Annotated in this window: 16 protein-coding genes; 12 read left to right on the top strand and 4 right to left on the bottom strand. The window is 47.9% G+C overall.

From position 1 onward, the window contains the following. Window positions 1-124 precede the first annotated feature (124 nt). Window positions 125-1,120: a type I glyceraldehyde-3-phosphate dehydrogenase gene (gene gap / locus RH89_RS12265; RefSeq protein ID WP_004402194.1), complete on the bottom strand. Its 996-nt coding sequence runs from the start codon at window positions 1,118-1,120 to the stop codon at window positions 125-127. Window positions 1,121-1,458: 338 nt separating this feature from the next. Between gap and msrB (RH89_RS12260) the strand changes: the two genes are divergently transcribed. Continuing rightward, a complete protein-coding gene (msrB, locus tag RH89_RS12260) occupies window positions 1,459-1,878 on the top strand; it encodes a peptide-methionine (R)-S-oxide reductase MsrB (RefSeq protein WP_004402193.1) in 420 nt (139 codons plus the stop codon). 50 nt (window positions 1,879-1,928) lie between these two features. Here msrB (RH89_RS12260) and RH89_RS12255 read toward each other — a convergent pair whose 3' ends face one another. Further along, window positions 1,929-2,759: a DUF2989 domain-containing protein gene (locus RH89_RS12255; RefSeq protein ID WP_004402192.1), complete on the bottom strand. Its 831-nt coding sequence runs from the start codon at window positions 2,757-2,759 to the stop codon at window positions 1,929-1,931. Window positions 2,760-2,870: 111 nt separating this feature from the next. Here RH89_RS12255 and RH89_RS12250 point away from each other — a divergent pair, with 111 nt between their 5' ends. Then, window positions 2,871-3,158: a YeaC family protein gene (locus tag RH89_RS12250; RefSeq protein ID WP_004402191.1), complete on the top strand. Its 288-nt coding sequence runs from the start codon at window positions 2,871-2,873 to the stop codon at window positions 3,156-3,158. Window positions 3,159-3,214: 56 nt separating this feature from the next. Here RH89_RS12250 and ansA read toward each other — a convergent pair whose 3' ends face one another. Together ansA and sppA are read right to left on the bottom strand one after the other, a co-directional pair. Then, window positions 3,215-4,228 (bottom strand): asparaginase, encoded by a 1,014-nt coding sequence (gene ansA, locus RH89_RS12245; RefSeq protein ID WP_004402190.1) that lies wholly within the window; start codon window positions 4,226-4,228, stop codon window positions 3,215-3,217. Between the two features lie 152 nt (window positions 4,229-4,380). Continuing rightward, the gene (gene sppA / locus RH89_RS12240; protein WP_004402189.1) at window positions 4,381-6,231 is read right to left on the bottom strand and encodes a signal peptide peptidase SppA; all 1,851 of its coding nucleotides are present in this window, start codon (window positions 6,229-6,231) and stop codon (window positions 4,381-4,383) included. A gap of 170 nt (window positions 6,232-6,401) precedes the next feature. Here sppA and RH89_RS12235 point away from each other — a divergent pair, with 170 nt between their 5' ends. From RH89_RS12235 to RH89_RS12190, 10 genes are all read left to right on the top strand, one after another. Then, window positions 6,402-8,405 (top strand): NADPH-dependent 2,4-dienoyl-CoA reductase, encoded by a 2,004-nt coding sequence (locus RH89_RS12235; RefSeq protein ID WP_004402188.1) that lies wholly within the window; start codon window positions 6,402-6,404, stop codon window positions 8,403-8,405. 94 nt (window positions 8,406-8,499) lie between these two features. Further along, window positions 8,500-9,048, top strand: coding sequence for an NAD(P)H nitroreductase (locus RH89_RS12230; RefSeq protein ID WP_004402187.1), 549 nt, complete (start codon window positions 8,500-8,502; stop codon window positions 9,046-9,048). An 88-nt stretch (window positions 9,049-9,136) separates the two neighbouring features. Continuing rightward, window positions 9,137-11,116, top strand: coding sequence for a DNA topoisomerase III (locus RH89_RS12225; RefSeq protein WP_004402186.1), 1,980 nt, complete (start codon window positions 9,137-9,139; stop codon window positions 11,114-11,116). A gap of 113 nt (window positions 11,117-11,229) precedes the next feature. Further along, window positions 11,230-12,363: a peptide-methionine (R)-S-oxide reductase MsrB gene (gene msrB / locus RH89_RS12220; RefSeq protein WP_004402185.1), complete on the top strand. Its 1,134-nt coding sequence runs from the start codon at window positions 11,230-11,232 to the stop codon at window positions 12,361-12,363. 211 nt (window positions 12,364-12,574) lie between these two features. Then, window positions 12,575-13,462, top strand: a complete 888-nt coding sequence (locus tag RH89_RS12215) for an NAD(P)-dependent oxidoreductase (RefSeq protein ID WP_004402184.1) — start codon at window positions 12,575-12,577, stop codon at window positions 13,460-13,462. Further along, window positions 13,459-14,997, top strand: a complete 1,539-nt coding sequence (locus RH89_RS12210) for an aldehyde dehydrogenase family protein (protein ID WP_004402183.1) — start codon at window positions 13,459-13,461, stop codon at window positions 14,995-14,997. Before RH89_RS12215 ends, RH89_RS12210 begins: the two co-directional genes overlap by 4 nt. A 13-nt stretch (window positions 14,998-15,010) precedes the next feature. Next, window positions 15,011-15,778 carry a serine O-acetyltransferase EpsC gene (gene epsC, locus RH89_RS12205; RefSeq protein ID WP_004402182.1) on the top strand — a complete coding sequence of 256 codons (768 nt, stop codon included), beginning with the start codon at window positions 15,011-15,013 and terminating at the stop codon, window positions 15,776-15,778. Continuing rightward, on the top strand, window positions 15,775-16,668 hold the full coding sequence (locus tag RH89_RS12200; RefSeq protein WP_004402181.1) for a VOC family protein: 894 nt from the start codon (window positions 15,775-15,777) through the stop codon (window positions 16,666-16,668). Before epsC ends, RH89_RS12200 begins: the two co-directional genes overlap by 4 nt. 2 nt (window positions 16,669-16,670) lie before the next feature. After that, window positions 16,671-17,840 (top strand): M20 aminoacylase family protein, encoded by a 1,170-nt coding sequence (locus tag RH89_RS12195; RefSeq protein WP_004402180.1) that lies wholly within the window; start codon window positions 16,671-16,673, stop codon window positions 17,838-17,840. Window positions 17,841-17,849: 9 nt separating this feature from the next. Then, window positions 17,850-18,752 carry a LysR family transcriptional regulator gene (locus RH89_RS12190; protein ID WP_004402179.1) on the top strand — a complete coding sequence of 301 codons (903 nt, stop codon included), beginning with the start codon at window positions 17,850-17,852 and terminating at the stop codon, window positions 18,750-18,752. Window positions 18,753-18,762 lie beyond the last annotated feature (10 nt).

Genomic DNA, 18,762 nt, shown 5'->3' with positions numbered 1-18,762 from the left:
TGTTTTCTTTATTGCAAATAGAGGGGTTGAACCTAGGGCTATGAACCCTAAGTACATAATAAAAAAGGCGACACAATGGTCGCCTTTTTTCAATCTTTCATCAAAGAAAGTCTTTAACTAATGCTTACTTAGAGATGTGAGCGATTAGGTCAAGAACTTTGTTTGAGTAACCGATTTCGTTGTCGTACCAAGATACAACTTTAACGAAGTTGTCAGTTAGAGCGATACCAGCTTTAGCATCGAATACTGAAGTTTGAACTTCGCCGATGAAGTCTTGAGAAACAACTTGGTCTTCAGTGTAACCTAGAACACCTTTTAGGTCGCCTTCAGAAGCTTCTTTCATTGCTGCACAGATAGCTTCGTAAGATGCGCCTTCTTTCAGGTTAACTGTTAGGTCAACTACAGAAACGTTAGCAGTTGGTACGCGGAAAGCCATACCAGTTAGTTTGCCGTTTAGTTCTGGAAGAACAACGCCTACAGCTTTAGCAGCACCAGTTGAAGATGGGATGATGTTCTGAGAAGCACCACGACCACCACGCCAGTCTTTAGCAGAAGGACCGTCTACAGTCTTCTGAGTAGCAGTAGTTGCGTGAACTGTAGTCATAAGACCAGATTCGATACCGAACTTGTCGTTAAGAACTTTAGCGATAGGCGCTAGACAGTTAGTAGTACAAGATGCGTTAGAAACGATGTCTTGACCAGCGTAAGTGCTGTCGTTTACACCCATAACGAACATTGGAGTTGCGTCTTTAGATGGGCCAGTAAGAACAACTTTCTTAGCACCTGCAGTGATGTGCTGGCGAGCAGTTTCGTCAGTTAGGAAGATACCAGTTGCTTCTGCAACAACGTCAACACCGATTTGGTCCCACTGAAGTTCAGTTGGGTTGCGCTCTGCTGTTACACGTACAGTTTTGCCGTTAACGATTAGGTTTCCGCCTTCAACTTCAACAGTGCCGTTGAAACGACCGTGAGTTGAGTCGTACTTAAGCATGTATGCCATGTATTCTACGTCGATTAGGTCATTAATACCTACAACTTCGATGTCAGCACGCTCTTGAGCAGCGCGGAATACGAAACGACCGATACGGCCAAAACCGTTAATACCTACTTTGATAGTCATTATAGTTGCTCCACAACTTAATTTCTGATTAAAGATAACTGGTAGTAAAATTACAGAATCCAGTCAAAATCTGCAACAGATAATCAAGGTTAACTTGTCTAAAGTCAAAAAAAAGCGATGCTTTTTTTAACATATCTTTGCAAACGTATATTTTTTACACATGACTGCGTGGATCTAGCGCCAGCAATCATGCGCAGAAGTGTTCAGTCAACATCAGTGTGTCAAAAATGACGCACGGGTCATATTTCGGTTACGAAGTATGTGCTACAACCCCAGTCTTAGGCAAGACTTTGTTTAATGAAATGAATAAAAAATAAGAAAAATGGAGAAATATAAACGTGAACCAAAAGGTGCAACCAGTTGAAAAAACGGAGAAAGAATGGAGAGAACAACTGAGCGATGAGGAATTTCGTGTTTGTCGCCAGCAAGGGACTGAAGCCCCTTTTTCTGGAAAATTACTTCATAATAAACAGAGCGGTGAATACCTGTGTACCTGCTGTGAAATTCCACTTTTCCACTCAGATAACAAGTATGACTCGGGGTGTGGCTGGCCCAGCTTTGATGCCCCTATCAATGATACAGCAATACGATATCTGGAAGATCTGAGTCACGGAATGAAGAGGGTAGAAATTCGTTGTGCTGCCTGTGATAGCCATTTAGGTCACGTTTTTCCTGATGGACCTAAAACCACAGGTGAACGCTTTTGCGTTAACTCTGTGTCGTTAATTTTCAACAATAATAAAAAAGGTGATGCGTAACACATCACCTTTGAAAAAAACTTTCATATACGGAAACGAAAGTTCACACCCTACCATTTCCTCAGAGCATCGATTTCCGGAATCAAAGATGGTTTGTACTGACCATCTTTGATTGCATCAACCACATCATCTGCCAGATCATTGAGTTTACCCAGTTTTTCCTCCGGGAATGGATACAGCCTTCTCAAGTTACGATCTGAGGATACTGGGATTTCGTACTCCTTGCCGACCATTGCCCATATATAAGCGTATTCCAGATTGCCCAATGACTGGTTGGTACTGGCGAGCGACTTAATCACTTCATTATTCAGCTGCCCTTTTTTGGTCAGAGTCAGCGCGTTTTCGAGCAGGGTAAGTGTTTTCTGCTTATCTCTATTGGCATAGTAAGTTGCCAATGCGTATTGCAGCTTAGCCGTATTAAGTTTTGCTGTACCTTCTAATTGCAGAAATTCTCTCTGGGCATCATCATCGCCCTGAGTCCAGCGAAAATACAAAGCATAAGGGTCTTTGGAGGATTTCAAATCGTGAAGGATGCGCTTTTGTTCATCATAGGTATGAACGAGAGCATTGAATCGCCTTTCTTTTAGATCACTTTGGTCAATAGGCTGAATCTGAGCTGCTAACTCAAGACATTGTTGATATTCATGTAAGATCTCAAATTCTTTGAGCATCTTATCTACTGTGTTGTTACGCAATGCGTCGTAACGGTGCCAGATTAAATCGGTTCTTGGAATGCGGCATTGTCCGTCACGCATGTTGAGTTTTTCGCATCGAAGAGTAGGGTTTGCTTCGCACAATTCCCCGGTATTTTGGTGGGCTTCAAAACATCCTGAAAGCATTGAAGCTGAAGCGATACAGATTAGAAGTCGAGTATTTAGCATTGGTATCCCGCTTGTGATCTAAGGCTCTAATTTGTTGTCCATTACTTGACTAAGCATAGTAGCCGGATATGGTCTTATTCAAAACCTATTTGCTTATAATTAGGAAAGAAAGTGAATGTAGAGCAACTTATCGAAGCAATGACGCCCGAGGTATACGAGCGCTTAAATTATGCAGTAGAAACAGGGAAATGGCCAGATGGTACTCCGTTAAACCAAGAACAGCGAGACTCCTGCATGCAAGCCGTTATGCTATATCAATCCAAGCATAACAACGAGGCGCAACACATGACGGTTGCCGCGGGTGGCGAAATAGAGTTCAAGTCAAAGGTTGAGCTGAAAAAAGAATTTTCCGAGAAGGAAGATGAAATCGCCCGAATAAAAATAGACAAAGACGAATGAAAAAGAGGAGGCGGTCGCCTCCTCTTTACGTTTGTATTGAATAAGTTACGTTTGCTTTAAAGACTCATTTCACCGCGCAGCACTTTTTGCATTTCCGCTTTCACATCCTCATAGCCCAAATTCTGACTTAGCAGATAATGGAGTTTAGCTAACGCCGCTTCATGGGTCATATCGTATCCGCTGATGACTCCGGCTTCTGCCAGCGCACAACCCGTCGCGTAACCACCCATATTCACTTTACCGGCTAAGCACTGGGTAAGGTTTACCACAATAACCCCACGTTCAGACGCTTCTTTCAGGTGTGCGAGCAGTTCTGGGTTTTGCGGAGCGTTGCCCACGCCAAAGGTCAGCAGAATCATGGCATTCACAGGCTGGCGTAAGGTATTTCGAATCACTTCATGAGAAATACCAGGGTACATAGTGATTACCCCGATAGGCTGCGGGATGATCTTATGAACCTTGAAATCACCTTCTGGTTTCTTGTCCACTTCAACGTGATTGCTTACCTGAATATTGATACCCGCTTCAAGCAGTGCAGGGAGATTAGGAGAAGTAAACGCGTTGAAGCCATCAGCATGAGACTTGGTGCTTCGGTTGCCACGCATCAGCTGATTGTTGAAGAACAACGTCACTTCATTGATTGGGTAATTTGCCGCAATATGAAGGGCATTCAACAGATTAGCTTGACCGTCCGAACGCAGCTCTGCCAAAGGAATCTGAGAGCCTGTCACGATGACAGGTTTACCTAGGTTTTCCAGCATAAAAGACAACGCAGAAGCGGTGTATGCCATGGTGTCTGTACCATGCAGAATCACGAAACCGTCGTACTTGTCGTAGTTATCATGAATGTCATCCGCGATCTGTTGCCAGTCCATCGGAGTCATGTCGGAAGAATCAATCAGAGGGTCGTATTCATGGATGGTGTAATCCGGCATCTCAGGGCGATGAAATTCCGGCATGCTCTGTAGCTGTTTTTCCATAAACCCGGCGACTGGGATGTACCCTTGGTCAGACTTCTGCATTCCAATGGTGCCACCAGTGTAAGCGATGTAAATGTGTTTCTTTGGCATAGGGCTACGTTTCTAGTTGTTATACGTCATGGTGTTGGCGGGGATTATATCTGATTTTAGGCAAAACCCCAGAAGGATTCTCTTTTATTGTTGGGTAGCTCTTACCTAAAAAAATAGACGCCGAAGCGTCTATTTTTTGATTGAAGAGATGCCTATTGAACTTGGCAGTTTAAGCAGAATGCGTAATGCCCTTTGGGGTCATTGAAGCTTTGCATAACGCTGAAGTCCTGTGATAGCTGTTTTGCTACCGGACGCAGCGACTCAGGAACCATACTGTTCATATCAATGCCCAGTTTTACAGAGATGTTCTTCATGATTTCCTGAATGAACTGCTCAGTTGAAGACAGCTGTTCTTCAACCCAGTAGATATTGTAAGACTCAAGACCAGCGAGTTCGGCAGCCAGTTTAACGGCGTCGTCAAAGTCACCCATCTGATCAACCAAACCAAACGACATGGCGTCTTTTGCTGTCCAGACACGACCCTGAGCAACTTTATCTACATCTTCAATACTCATTTCACGGTTTTCACCAACCAGCCCGATGAAGCGCTGGTAACCGTGTTCTATACCAAGCTGAATGGCTTCAGAAGCCGCAGGAGTCAGTCCACGTGTAATGCCTACACCAGAGAATGGCGAAGTACCAATACCATCATTGTAGATACCAAGATTATTCAAGCCTTTTTCAAAGGTTGTAATCACGCTAAAGATACCAATAGAACCCGTTAGCGTCGTCGGCTGAGCAACAATCTTGTCTGCGCTCATCGAAATCCAGTAACCACCCGATGCAGCTAGGCTAGACATGGAAACCACAACTGGTTTTCCTGCATCACGCAGAGCCTGAACCTCATTTCGAATCACTTCAGATGCAAATGCGCTGCCGCCAGGGCTGTCAACGCGCAATACGACGGATTTCACTTTGTCGTCAATACGGGCGTCGCGAAGTAGTGATGCGACCGTATCGCCGCCAATAGTTCCGCGAGGCTGATAACCATCCATAATAGCGCCGCTGGCTACCACAATAGCGACGTCGTCAGCAGCAAAGCTAGGCAATGGGTTCATGGTGGCTAGGTACTCGTAGTAACCCACATGGTTGAAGCTATCATTACCGTTACTGCCAAACTCTTCGACCAGCGCTTTACGCACTTGCTGGCGAGTTGCTAGTTCATCAACCAACCCTACTTTATGGGAAAGTAAGGCTAAATCACCTTTCGCTTCCTGAAGCAGATTCAGCATTTCGTCTTCACTTGGTGCCAGTGTTGCCGCTTCAATCTTACGATTTAAGGCGACATCATGAACAAAGGCATCCCAAAGCTGAGTAAGCCAACGGGAAGCCGACTCTTTTGCTTCATCGGACATGTCATTACGAGTGAATGGCTCAATGGCGGATTTGTAGGTGCCAACGCGGAAAACATGCGTGTTAACGTCCAGTTTCTCCAGCATGTCTTTGTAGTACAGGTTGTAAGCGCCATAACCTTGGAGTAGCACTGCACCATCAGGTGCCATGTAGATCTTATCTGCATAGCTGGCTAAGTAATACTGGCTCTGATTGTAGAAATCGCCAACCGCGTAAACAGGCTTGCCAGAGGTTTTGAATTCGTTGATCGCCTTAGCGATGTATCGCAGCTTAGTCAGATTCGTTTCTGGCATTTCACGAAGAGCCAAAACCAATCCAGATACCTGATCGTCATTTTGTGCATATCGAATGGCATCAACGATTTCGAACAAAACGTTTTCTTTTGGTAATTCGTTCCCCAACAGCGAACCCGTAAAGGAATCCATTGGTGCGACGTAGGTGCTTTGTTCAACGATAGGACCAGATAAATTCATCACTAATGCTGAACGTTCCTGAACAACAGGACCTTCTGTATCTGCTTGGGTATAGACGAAGTAGATGATCGCCAGGGAAAACAAAAAGAACAGGTTGATAATCGCGAGACGCAGGAAGGAAATTGCCTTCCATATCCACTTAAAAATCAGACCTATAACTCGAAATAACTTTTTCATGTCTTTCCAATACAAGTACTTATGTAATTTCTCCATCCTACGTCATCTTGAGGCAGAAAAACACAGAAGATTGATCGTTGTTGAATAAATGTAAACAGGTGTTTGATTTTTTGTTTTAAGGGTTCTAGAGTGGTCAGACCATTACAATAAAACTAAAGTGAGCTCTCCCTATGTATTCAAATTTACTTTCACCGCTGGATCTGGGTTTTACCCAGCTCAGAAACCGAGTATTGATGGGTTCAATGCATACTGGTCTGGAAGAGGATAAGAAAGGCTTACATAAGCTTGCAGCCTTCTATGCCGAGCGTGCGAAAGGGGGAGTCGGTCTGATCGTCACTGGAGGATTCTCGCCAAACCTGCGTGGAAGGCTTCACCCGTTCAGCGCAGAGTTCAGTAAACCCAAACATGCCAATGCACACAAGGTAGTCACAAATGCAGTGCACGAGCATGGAGGAAAAATTGCGCTGCAACTTCTGCACGCAGGTCGATACGCCATGCACCCATTCTCTCAGAGCGCTTCGGGTATTCGTGCTCCTATAGCCAAGTTTGCACCAAGCGAGATGAGTCATCGTCAGATTCTAAAAACCATCGATGCTTTCGCTAATTCTGCATCTCTTGCCAAACAAGCGGGATACGACGGCGTGGAAGTGATGGGTTCAGAGGGTTATCTCCTTAACCAGTTCATCTGTAAGCGCACTAACATGCGTTATGACGAATGGGGTGGAACCTACGAAAATCGGATGCGATTTCCGTTAGAAGTGGTGAGAGCAATTCGTGAAAAAGTGGGTGAAGAGTTCATCATCATCTTTCGGCTTTCCATGCTGGATTTGGTTGAAGAGGGGAGCACGTTTGAAGAAGTGATCATGCTGGCCAAAGAGCTGGAAAAAGCCGGCGTTTCCATCATCAATACTGGAATCGGCTGGCACGAAGCGCGAATCCCCACCATTGCCACACAGGTTCCGCGGAGTGCCTTTGCCTGGGTGACCGAGAAAGTGAAACCACACATCAATGTTCCTGTGATCACCTGTAACCGAATCAACACGCCAGACGAAGGCGAGAAAATCATTGCATCGGGGCAAGCTGATATGGTGTCCATGGCAAGACCATTCTTAGCCGACCCAGACTTTGTCAATAAAGCGGCAGCCAATCAAAGCCAACTGATCAACACCTGTATTGGTTGCAACCAAGCGTGTCTGGATAACGTCTTTAAAGGCAAGCGTGCAAGCTGCCTGGTGAATCCAAGAGCATGCTACGAATCAGAAATTGTGGTGCAACCTGCGACCAAGAAAAAGAAAATTGCCGTCGTGGGCGCAGGTCCTGCTGGTCTGTCGTTTGCAACTACGGCTTCCGAGCGGGGTCATCATGTTGACCTGTTCGAAAGAAACGATCGCATTGGAGGGCAGTTCCGTCTGGCCATGCAAATCCCCGGAAAAGAGGAATTTCGCGAAACCATTCGCTACTTTGCTAATCGCATTGACACCACGGGCGTCAACCTCAAGCTGGAAACCGAAGTCACCTTTGACATGCTGGAAGGTTACGACGAAGTGGTTATGGCCTCAGGCGTAGCTCCCCGTGAAGTCAACATTGAGGGTTTCGATAATGCCGAGAAAGTGGTGGATTATCAGACACTGATTCGTGAAAAGACACCAGTAGGTGAAAAAGTCGCAATTATCGGAGCAGGAGGCATCGGAATCGATGTCGCCACTATGCTAACTGAACCAAATAGCCACGATTTGGACGATTGGCTGCACGAATGGGGCATTGACAAGAATATCGAACATCCCGGCGGGCTGTTCCCTTACCCAGATTCGGTAAGCGACAAAACCGTCTGGGTACTTCAACGCCGCCAAGGCAAAGTGGGGAAAGGACCGGGCAAAACCACAGGCTGGATCCACAAACGTACTCTGGAAAAACGCGGAGTGAACCTGATTGGTGGCGTGAAGTACCAACGCCTGAATGGCAAAGGTCTGTATATCGAGCACAAAGGTGATGAAAAGCTTCTAGATGCCGATACAGTTATCGTTTGTGCAGGACAAGAGTCCGTTCGCCCATTTGAATCAGATTGGAGCAAGCTGGGTGATAAACTTCATATTATCGGTGGTGCGGATCATGCCGGTGAACTGGACGCGGTACGCGCTATTCGACAAGGTGTGAAGCTTGCGGTGGCTATTTAAGCTCTCAAATTCAAATCCAATTAGCCCCTCACTCGCAGGGGCTAAATTTTTGCTGGATTGTGCTACATTTGGAAAAAACGAATAAGGACTTCAAATGGAAGCGTTAGACCTCTTACTGAATCGTCGCTCAATTGCCAAGCTTTCTGCTCCTGCACCAGAAGGTGAAGCACTTCAAAACATCATTAAAGCCGGGCTTCGAGCGCCTGACCATGCTGGCTTAACGCCTTGGCGCTTTGTGATTTCACAAGGTGAAGGTTTGGCAAAACTGGCTGACATTCTGGTTTCTGCGGCCGAAGCAGAAAATAGCGAAGAAGCTGTCATCGAAAAACTGAAAAATGCCCCTTTCCGTGCTCCTATGGTGATCACGGTGATCGCCAAGGTCACAGAAAACGAAAAAGTGCCTGCTCTGGAGCAATACCTTTCTGCAGGCTGCGCAGTTCAAGCTATGCAGATGGCAGCGGTCGCGCAAGGTTTTCAGGCATTCTGGCGTTCAGGTAGCTGGATGTTCCACCCGAAAGTGCATGAAGCCTTTGGGTTAGAAGGCAAAGACGAGATCGTCGGTTTCCTTTATGTGGGCACCCCAGGTTGTACGCCAATGAAAGTGCCAGAGCGTGATCTCAGTCAGTTCGTGGAATTTTTATAACTGTATAAAAATACAGTTTCTTTCCTTGCATTCTCAAAGCCACATTAGATAATGTGGCTTTGTTTTATCTAGTGAACTTCATCCATTTATGTCTCGACTCATCATTGCCGAAAAACCCAGTTTAGGGCGCGCGATTGCTGCGGCACTTCCAAAACCTCAAAAGAATGAAAACGGGTGTATTCGGTGTGGTAATGGTGACATCGTGACTTGGTGCATTGGTCATTTGCTGGAGCAAGTGGAACCCGACGCCTACGATGAGCGTTACAAAAAATGGAACATGAATGACCTGCCGATTGTTCCAGACCAATGGCAACTCAGACCTCGCAAGACTTCAAGCAAACAGCTCACGGTGATCCGAAAGCTCTTAAAAGAAAGCAGCCACATCGTTCATGCAGGCGATCCTGATCGCGAAGGTCAGTTGCTGGTGGATGAAGTGATTGATTACTGCAAAGTCCCTAAAGGCAAAAAAGAGAACATGGAAAGGTTACTGATCAGCGACCTGAACTTGCCTGCGGTAAAGCGCGCGCTCTCGCAACTTCGTAGTAACCGAGATTTCATTCCTTTGTCTGTCTCAGCTCTGGCTCGTTCCCGTGCCGATTGGCTGTATGGCATGAACATGTCACGCGCGTACACATTGCTTGGTCAAAAAGCCGGTTATCAGGGGGTATTATCGGTAGGGCGTGTACAGACCCCGGTGCTGGGTTTGGTGGTTCGCCGAGACGAAGAAATCGAAAATTTTGTCCCGCGAGACTATTTCACCCTTCATGCCCTTATCCCTTATCAAGACCAGAATGGCAGCTTTGACATCCGAGCTCGTTGGAAACCAAGCGAAGCCTGCAAACCCTGGCAGGATGAAGAAGGGCGAGTCCTGAACCGAAAGCTGGTGGAAAACGTAGCTTCGCGCATTGCGGGTCAGCCAGCAACTGTTACCAAATCAGAGCAGAAGCAGACCAAGCAAGCTGCCTCTTTGCCTTATTCCCTTTCGGCACTCCAAATTGATGCCGCCAAGCGATTTGGTATGAGTGCTCAAGACGTGCTTAACGTCTGTCAGTCGCTTTATGAAAAGCACAAGCTGATCACTTACCCTCGATCCGACAGCCGCTATTTGCCCATGGAACATTTTGGGCAGGCGAAAGCCGTATCGGATGCCATTGCCAACAACTGCGGTGAATTGTCCCAAGCGGTTCAGGGGGCGGATCTTTCTCGTAAATCCAAAGCGTGGAACGACAGCAAAGTCGATGCTCACCACGCCATCATTCCAACGCCAAAAAAAGCTTCGGTCAATGCGCTTTCTGGCAATGAAATGAAAATCTATCAGCAGATCGCCAGACAATACCTGATGCAGTTTTACCCACCAGCGGTGTACGCCGAGGCTAAGTTAATTTTTGATATCGCAGGCGGCACTTTCATAGCATCGGGAAAGCAACTGGTCGAGCCGGGTTGGAAAGTTCTGATGGGCAAAGAGAAGACAGAACAGGACGATGGCGTCGATACGGTGCCACCGCTGCCAGAAGGAACCGTATTAACCTGCCGAGAGGGGCAGATAAAAGACAGAAAAACCGAGCCACCTAAGCATTTTACCGAAGCAACATTGTTGCAAGCCATGACGGGAATTGCCCGATTTGTGGAAGATAAAGAATTGAAAAAGATTCTGCGCGAGACTGACGGCTTAGGTACGGAGGCGACTCGCGCCGGAATACTGGATACCCTGTTTAAACGAAAGCTACTGACTCGACAAGGTAAATCCATTCTCAGTTCGCCTGCGGGTCGGGGACTGGTGCATGCGCTGCCCAACGACTCCACTTACCCAGACATGACCGCCCATTGGGAGCATCAGTTGCAGGGCATGGCGGAACGCAATCAGGCGTATCAGCCTTTCATGCAAGCACTTGAAACCAAGATCAATACCCTGATGGAGAAAGTGAAGTTTGGTCCTGTCCCTGAATCGCTCAGGCACCTACCTAAAGTCGAACGCCCAGCCTACAAAAAGCGCCGCAGCACAGGTAAAAGTTCGGCGAAGAAGCCAGGTTCAACGAGAAAACGCAGCTCTGGGTCGAAAAAGTCTTAGGTGTTCACTGCCCCCTGGCGGACAGAGAATTTTTCATTCCCGTTGTAACTTTTTCCCCGATAGGTCTGTCTTTTTAAGTAACTCCATTGATAAAAAAGCCGTTGAAGGAAGTTATGAATACAGTCTCAAAACTATTGGTGGGATTCTCTGTCCCAGTGCTGTTTATCTTACTCAGTCAAACCGGAACCGCAGATACGATGGAAGCCAAAGTCGCATCGGGTAAAACGGAAGTCACAACGTTAGCGGGCGGTTGTTTCTGGTGTACTGAATCCGATTTAGAAAAACTGCCGGGTGTGCTGGATGTAGTGTCTGGGTATTCTGGTGGCAAAGAAGAAAACCCAACCTATCGACAAGTCGCTTCTGGAAGAACGGGGCACATCGAAGTCATTAGCGTTAAGTTCGATACGAACGTGGTGAGCTATGAAGAAGTGTTGGATCACTTTTTCCGCCATATCGACCCAACAGACAACAAAGGATCATTCGTTGATCGCGGTGTGCACTACCGGCCTGCAGTTTTCTATCACAATATCGAGCAAAAACAGATTGCCGAGCAATTTATGATGGAAATCGACAAGGCGATGATCTTCCCAAAACCTTTGAAAACCGAACTGATCGAGTTTGATAAGTTTTATCCAGCGGAAGCCTACCATCAAGACTATTACAAAAAGAGCAGCCTGAAATACAAATACTACCGTTTCGCTTCGGGTCGCGACCAGTATTTAGACGAAGTGTTTGGTGATGATCGCAAAGCCAACCCCAAAACATTGCGCCAGTTGATTAATGCGAAAAATGCGCCTACTGCCAAGGTATACGAAAAGCCTTCGGACGAGGAAATCAAAGGGAAGCTGACCAAACTTCAATACTACGTAACCCAAGAAGACGGCACAGAACGCCCATTTAACAACAAGTATTGGGATAACAAAGAAGCGGGTATTTATGTTGATATCGTTACTGGTGAGCCTCTGTTTTCGTCTACCGACAAATACAAATCGGGCACCGGCTGGCCAAGCTTTACCAAGCCGATCAACACCAGCTATGTGGTAGAGAAAACCGACTTTAAACTGGTTTACCCAAGAACCGAGATTCGCAGCAAGTTTGGTGATTCTCACCTAGGTCATGTGTTTAAAGACGGACCGCAACCAACAGGTCTGCGTTACTGCATGAACTCCGCCGCGATGAAATTTGTTCCAGTTGAGCAAATGGATAGCCAAGGCTACGGCGACTACCTCTATTTGTTTGAAGCGTAACAGCGTTTCATAATACCAATCAAAGGGGCGTTCCAGTGACGTCTCTTTTTCTTTCCGCATTTTGTCCACCCACATTTACCCCCGTAACTCACTTTGCAGAGTTGTGCAATTTAGTGTTGCCAAAATTAGAACAATAAAGTGTCTATGTTGTCATTCTTCTATTTCTTATTAACGCCTACTATGTAGCTATGGTTGTTAATGGAATGTAACAGTGGACACTCAAAAACGTATTGGATTAATCGGTCTTGGCAGCATGGGGTTGGGCATGGCAGAAACCCTGACTCGTGAAGGTTTCGAAGTATTTGGTCTCGACCCGTCAGCGCAGCAACAGCAAGCAGCTCGAACTCTTGGGGTTGTGGTGGTGCAAGATATTGAATCGCTCTGCCAGTCGGTCAATAACATTATTCTTTCCCTCCCTACTGCGAAACACGTGATGGCTGTAATTGAAGGCGAAGGCGGCATTATTGAACATGCTCAGCCAAACACTTTGATCATGGACACCACAACCTCCGAGCCAGAAGTCACCCGCAGGTTAGCAGACAAATTGAGCCGATTGGGTCACGCCATGCTGGATTGCCCCTTGAGTGGCGGAGCAGCAGGTGCGTCTGCTGGCACTATGGTGATTCTCGTGGGTGGTAGCGAAGAAGCGTTGATGCGCGCCACACCATTCTTGGATGCGTTAAGCGCAAAAGCGGTGCACTTAGGGGAGTCGGGCAACGGGCATGTCGCGAAACTAGTAAACAACCTGTTGTGCGCCGCCCATCTGGTGACGACTGCTGAAGCCATCACTTTAGGTGAAAAAGCCGGATTGGATCCTGCACTTTTGATTGAGGGGTTGAATGCGGGTTCCGGTCGAAGTGCAATCAGTGAAGTGAACTTTCCGCGTTGGATATTGAACGAGCAGTTTGATTCTGGTTTCACCATGCAACTGATGCGCAAAGATTTGGGGCTCGCCAAAGCTTTGTTAGACGAATGCGGATTGTCCCTACCCATCTCAGAGAACGTTACCCAAATCTGGTCTCAGAGCGAAGAGTCGGTCGAAGGCAGTGAAGATTTTAATCGTATTACCCAATACGTGAAAAAGGAGTCTGAATCATGAAAGTAGATATTCAGGAACATGGTCGTGTTCAGGTTCAGGCGTTGCTTAAAACCTTATTGGGCAGCGATGCATTTGGCAGTTGGATCAACGGAGAGTTGGTGCAAGGTCAGGGTGATGACATCTCGCTGACGAACCCCGCGACTGGCGGGAGCTTTCTTACCTATAAAGATGCCGGTGAAAGCCCTGTGGACGCCGCTGCGGATGCAGCGCAACGTGCTCAGAAAGCGTGGTGGAGCCTCACTGCGTTTGCCCGTGCTCAGGTAATGTGGAAATGCGGTGAAGCAATTCGCCAGCATGCGGATGATCTGGCGTGGCTGGAATCCATTTCCGCTGGAAAGCCCGTTCGGGACTGCCGAATTGAAGTCGCGAAAGTGGCGGAGATGTTCGAGTACTATGCCGGTTGGTGCGACAAACTCACAGGAGAAGTGATACCTGTCCCGACCAGCCATCTGAATTACACTCGCCACGAACCTTATGGAGTGGTGACTCAAATTACGCCTTGGAACGCTCCCATATTCACTGGCGGTTGGCAAATCGCACCTGCCATATGCGCAGGCAATGGCGTACTGATCAAACCCAGTGAACTCACACCACTGAGCACCACCGCGTTGGTCAAATTGATTGAAACGGCTGGAGTACCCAAAGGGCTGGTGAATGTGATCAACGGACTCGGACAAACCACAGGGGCTGCCGCTATTGCGCACAAAGTAACGAAAAAAGTCGTCTTTGTTGGCTCGCCTAAAACCGGAAGCCTTATCGCTTCTGCCGCCGCCCAGCGGGTCATTCCTTGCGTCCTTGAACTGGGTGGAAAGTCTGCCAATATCGTTTTCGACGATGCCGATCTCGACCGAGCCGTCATCGGAGCACAAGCGGCGGTTTTCTCTGCGGCAGGTCAAAGCTGCGTATCTGGGGCGCGATTATTGGTACAACAAAAGGTATACGATCAACTGACTGAGCGCCTGGCGTCTGCTGCCACAAAAATCCAGCAAGGGCTGCCCTGGCAGGAAGACACCATGGTTGGTCCCATCAATAATGCACCTCAATTCTCCCATATCCAGTCACTGGTTCAGCAAGGCATATCGGACGGTGCGTCGCTCGCCGCTGGTGGCAGACAAGCCATCGTCGAGGGAGGAGAGTCAGGGTTTTTCTATACGCCCACGGTGCTGGCAAATGTGAATAATCAAATGTCGGTGGCGCAGGAAGAGATATTCGGTCCTGTTGTGTCCGTGATTCCGTTTTCTGACGAAGAAGAAGCGGTCGCCATTGCGAATGACAGCAAGTTTGGACTGGCGGGTGCAGTATGGACCAAAGACGTTGGGCGAGCACACCGCATCGCCTCCCAAGTGAATGCCGGTACTTTTTGGGTCAATAGCTACAAAGCGATCAACGTGATGTCGCCATTTGGGGGCTTTGGGGAAAGCGGCTACGGTCGCTCCAGCGGGCATGCAGGTCTTATGGAATACATGCAAACCAAGAGCGTTTGGGTAGAAACCGCGCAAGATCCTGCCATGACGTTTGGCTACTCGGTCGAATAGAGAAGGAGAGGGTATGTCGGATTACCAGCGCGATATTGATGTCGATAACCTTTGGGTGACCATTCAACAAGAAGCGCGAGACATTGTGCAATCTCAGCCATTGCTTGCCAGTTTCTACCAAAAGCACATTCTAAGCCGAGGCAGTTTGAGCGACGCTTTATGCTCGGTTTTGGCAGAAAAACTGGTTGATACCCAAGGCGATGAACACGAATGGCACGCTTTTCTTTGTGGTCTGGTGCAGCAATCCGAAAATATTGCTCAGGCGCTCACCAAGGATTTGCTGTGTCAGTTAGAAAGTAACGCCAGTATTAAAGACCATTCCACACCACTGCTCTATTTTGGGGGCTACCAAGCGTTACAGAGCTATCGTTTTGCGCACTTTTGTTGGCAGAATGGTATGCAACCTATGGCAAACTACATTCAAGGGAAAGTAGTCGCGGTATTTGGCGTCGATATTCACCCCGCTGCCAAAATCGGTCAGGGTATCTTTCTCGATCACGCTGTCGGGATTGTCGTTGGTGAAACTGCCGTGGTGGAAGATGACGTAACCCTGTTCCAGAGTGTCACTTTAGGTGGTACTGGGAAAGGTGAGGGCGACCGCCACCCGAAAGTCCGTAAAGGGGCATTTATTGGTTCGGGTGCCGTTATTTTTGGGAACATTGAAATTGGTCAGAATGCCAAAGTGGCAGGTGGTGCCGTGGTCGTCAAATCGGTCGCGCCTAACACCACCGTCGTGGGCACATTGGCTCAACCTGTTGGAAGAAAGGAAAACAAGTCATGAGTAACAATCATTTAGGGATAGACCATCCTTTGGTTGCTGTTAAAGATATGGACAAAGTCAGTGACGATTTCGCCAGGCTGGGGTTTTACATCAACCCGCGTCATCACCACCCATGGGGAACCGACAACCATCTCTTGATGTTTCCTGATAACTTTATCGAACTCATCAGCATTTATGATCACAGCAAACTCGATATGAAAAATGAGCGAGGCTTTGCCTTTGGTCGTTTCATTAGCGATTCCATAGAAAGAAGAGAAGGTATTTCGCTGGTGGCGCTGCACAGTGAAGACGCACGCCAAGACCATCAATTGATGGAAGAGCGTGGCGTTGAAAATAACGGCATTGTCGATTTTCGCCGTGTAGCACACCGCCCAGATGGCACGGAAGAAGAGGCGATTGTCTCATTGGTCATGCTGATTAACTCCAAAACCCCTTCTATTTCCCATTTCTTTTGTCACCAACACAAACCCGAACTGGTGTGGGTCGAAGACTGGATGAACCACCCCAATGGTGCCAATGGCATTACCTGTGTGAGCTACATTGCGAGCGACCCGGCTGATCTTGAAGCTAGGTTCAAGGGTATTTATGGTGAAGAGGCGGTCACTCTTGAAGAGGGGTACTTAAACGTTCAGACCGACAGAGGCATATTTGAGGTTCTGTCACCTGAAAGGGCGCGTCGCCGTTTTGAAGGCGTGGCATTGCCTTGTAAAGAAAGTGAACTGCCAACGGGTGTTGCCATTCGCGTAAGTTCTCATTCTGTGCAGAAAGCGATGCAACATCTTGATAGTAATGGCGTAACATACGTTCAGACAGAGGAAGGCGGGGTACGAATCCCCGCTAAATTCGCGGGTAATACCATAATAGAAATATATCCGGAAGAAGAGAGATAAGCATGAAGTCAGAATTGCCAATTGGACAGAGCTTGCACAATGACATGCGAGAGTGGCGCAGAGATATTCATGCCCATCCAGAAACCGCTTATCAGGAGCATCGCACATCTGAAAAAGTGGCGACCTTATTAACAAGTTTCGGTCTGGAAGTAGACCAAGGTTTAGGTGGAACCGGAGTCGTCACGGCAATCAAAGGTAACTTGCCTGGTGAAAAAGCCATTGCGCTGCGTGCCGATATGGACGCCCTGAACTTAACCGAAGCCAACGACTTTGAATACCGCTCAAAAAACGAAGGTAAGATGCACGCCTGTGGCCACGATGGTCACACTGCTATGCTGCTTGGCGCGGCTAAATATCTGGCTGAGAATCGTGACTTTGCGGGCACAGTTGTGGTGATATTTCAGCCCGCCGAAGAAGGTGAAGCGGGTGGCAGAGCCATGGTCGAGCAAGGCTTGTTCGAGAAGTTTCCCGTTGATGCAGTCTATGGTATGCACAACTGGCCGGGCTTAGAAGTCGGCAAATTCGCGGTGCATTCTGATGCGGTTATGGCCTCCATGGATCTTTTCGATATCTCCATCACGGGCAAAGGCTGCCATGCGGCGATGCCACATCTTGGCGTCGATCCTGTAGTGATTGCGGGTCAGCTTATCTCATCACTACAGAGTATTGTCGGGCGTACCCTCAGTTCGTTGGAATCGGGCGTGGTGAGCATTACTAAGATGCAAGGGGGCGAAGCCTATAACGTCATCCCAGACAGCGTGACTCTCTCTGGCACCTGTCGTGCCTTTTCGACCGAAGTACAAGAGTTATTGGAATCCCGCATTCGCACTCAGGTTCATCATATTTGCGAAGCTTACGGGGCGAATGGAGAAGTCGACTATCGCCGCATGTATCCACCGACCATTAACGTGCCAGAGTATGCCGACAGGTGTTCAAAGGTCGCAGAATCTTTGGTGGGGTCAGACAATGTTAAGCATTGCATGGCACCGAGCATGGGCGCTGAGGACTTTGCCTTTATGCTACAAGAAAAACCCGGAGCGTACATTTGGGTGGGGAACGGTGTTGGCGAAGAAAGCGCGGAACTGCACAATCCACATTACGATTTTAATGACGATATTCTTGCCCTTGGCGCAAGTTACTGGGTCGAGCTTGTGAAATCGGAACTCAAGTAAGGCGACGCTTTGAAGCCGATTAACGACAAGCGCGTTGCCTATTTTTACGAAGCGGTCAAGCTGGGCAGCGTTCGCGCAGCAGCAGACAAACTGAACGTTGCCCCGTCAGCGGTGAGCCGCCAGATTTCCATGCTCGAAGAAGAGTTGGGAAGCGTGTTGTTAGAAAGGCACCGAAAAGGCGTTGCGGCAACTGAAGCGGGTGAAGTACTGCTTAAGTACCACCGCGAAACCGTCTCCAGTCAGGAAGCTTGTCTTCAAAAGCTTGAAGCGTTACAAGGGCTGCAAAGCGGTCATATCAAACTTGCTGTGGGGGAAGGGTTTGTTGGCGAATTAATGTCGGAAGCACTTCCCCAATTTGAAGCCAAATTTCCCGAATTGACCTATTCTGTCATGCTTGGCGGATCAAACGATGTGATTCGAAAAGTCGAGCAAGACGAGGCGCACATCGGGTTGTTGTTTCACCCGAGCAAGCACCTCAATATTCGCACCCAAAGCCGAGTTCAGCGACCTATCTGCGCTGTAGTTCCGCCGAATCACCCCCTCACTCAAATTCGTGATGCGGTCACTTTTGAATCACTTCTGGATTACCCCATTGGGTTACAGGACGTAGACTATGGCGTTCGCCAGATTATCGGGATGGCAGAATTTCAGCAGCGGGTTCGCATTCACCCCAAACTTACCACCGACTCCATTGCCGTCTTAAAGCAATTTGCCCGCTCAGGAATGGGGATCACCTTGCTGCCTGAGTTTGTCGTCGCGAGGGAAGTAGCGGACGGGCAATTGGTCGCTCTGCCCGTTGAACACCCCATCTTAAAACAAGGTGAGGTGCATTTGATTACCAGACTCGGGCGTCAACTCTCTGAAGCTCCTCAAAAGCTGGTGTCGCATTTAAAGCGCTGGCTGGACGATTAACAGGGAACGC

Source organism: Vibrio nigripulchritudo ATCC 27043 (genome assembly GCF_000222685.1).
Lineage (GTDB): Bacteria > Pseudomonadota > Gammaproteobacteria > Enterobacterales > Vibrionaceae > Vibrio > Vibrio nigripulchritudo.
This window is presented reverse-complemented; position numbering and strand designations above follow the sequence as displayed.

Coding starts and splice junctions, on each gene's coding strand:
- gap (WP_004402194.1), bottom strand. CDS start 1,120: ATGACTATCAAAGTAGGTATTAACGGTTTTGGCCGTATCGGTCGTTTC.
- RH89_RS12255 (WP_004402192.1), bottom strand. CDS start 2,759: ATGCTAAATACTCGACTTCTAATCTGTATCGCTTCAGCTTCAATGCTT.
- ansA (WP_004402190.1), bottom strand. CDS start 4,228: ATGCCAAAGAAACACATTTACATCGCTTACACTGGTGGCACCATTGGA.
- sppA (WP_004402189.1), bottom strand. CDS start 6,231: ATGAAAAAGTTATTTCGAGTTATAGGTCTGATTTTTAAGTGGATATGG.
- RH89_RS12235 (WP_004402188.1), top strand. CDS start 6,402: ATGTATTCAAATTTACTTTCACCGCTGGATCTGGGTTTTACCCAGCTC.
- RH89_RS12230 (WP_004402187.1), top strand. CDS start 8,500: ATGGAAGCGTTAGACCTCTTACTGAATCGTCGCTCAATTGCCAAGCTT.
- RH89_RS12225 (WP_004402186.1), top strand. CDS start 9,137: ATGTCTCGACTCATCATTGCCGAAAAACCCAGTTTAGGGCGCGCGATT.
- msrB (WP_004402185.1), top strand. CDS start 11,230: ATGAATACAGTCTCAAAACTATTGGTGGGATTCTCTGTCCCAGTGCTG.
- RH89_RS12210 (WP_004402183.1), top strand. CDS start 13,459: ATGAAAGTAGATATTCAGGAACATGGTCGTGTTCAGGTTCAGGCGTTG.
- epsC (WP_004402182.1), top strand. CDS start 15,011: ATGTCGGATTACCAGCGCGATATTGATGTCGATAACCTTTGGGTGACC.
- RH89_RS12200 (WP_004402181.1), top strand. CDS start 15,775: ATGAGTAACAATCATTTAGGGATAGACCATCCTTTGGTTGCTGTTAAA.
- RH89_RS12195 (WP_004402180.1), top strand. CDS start 16,671: ATGAAGTCAGAATTGCCAATTGGACAGAGCTTGCACAATGACATGCGA.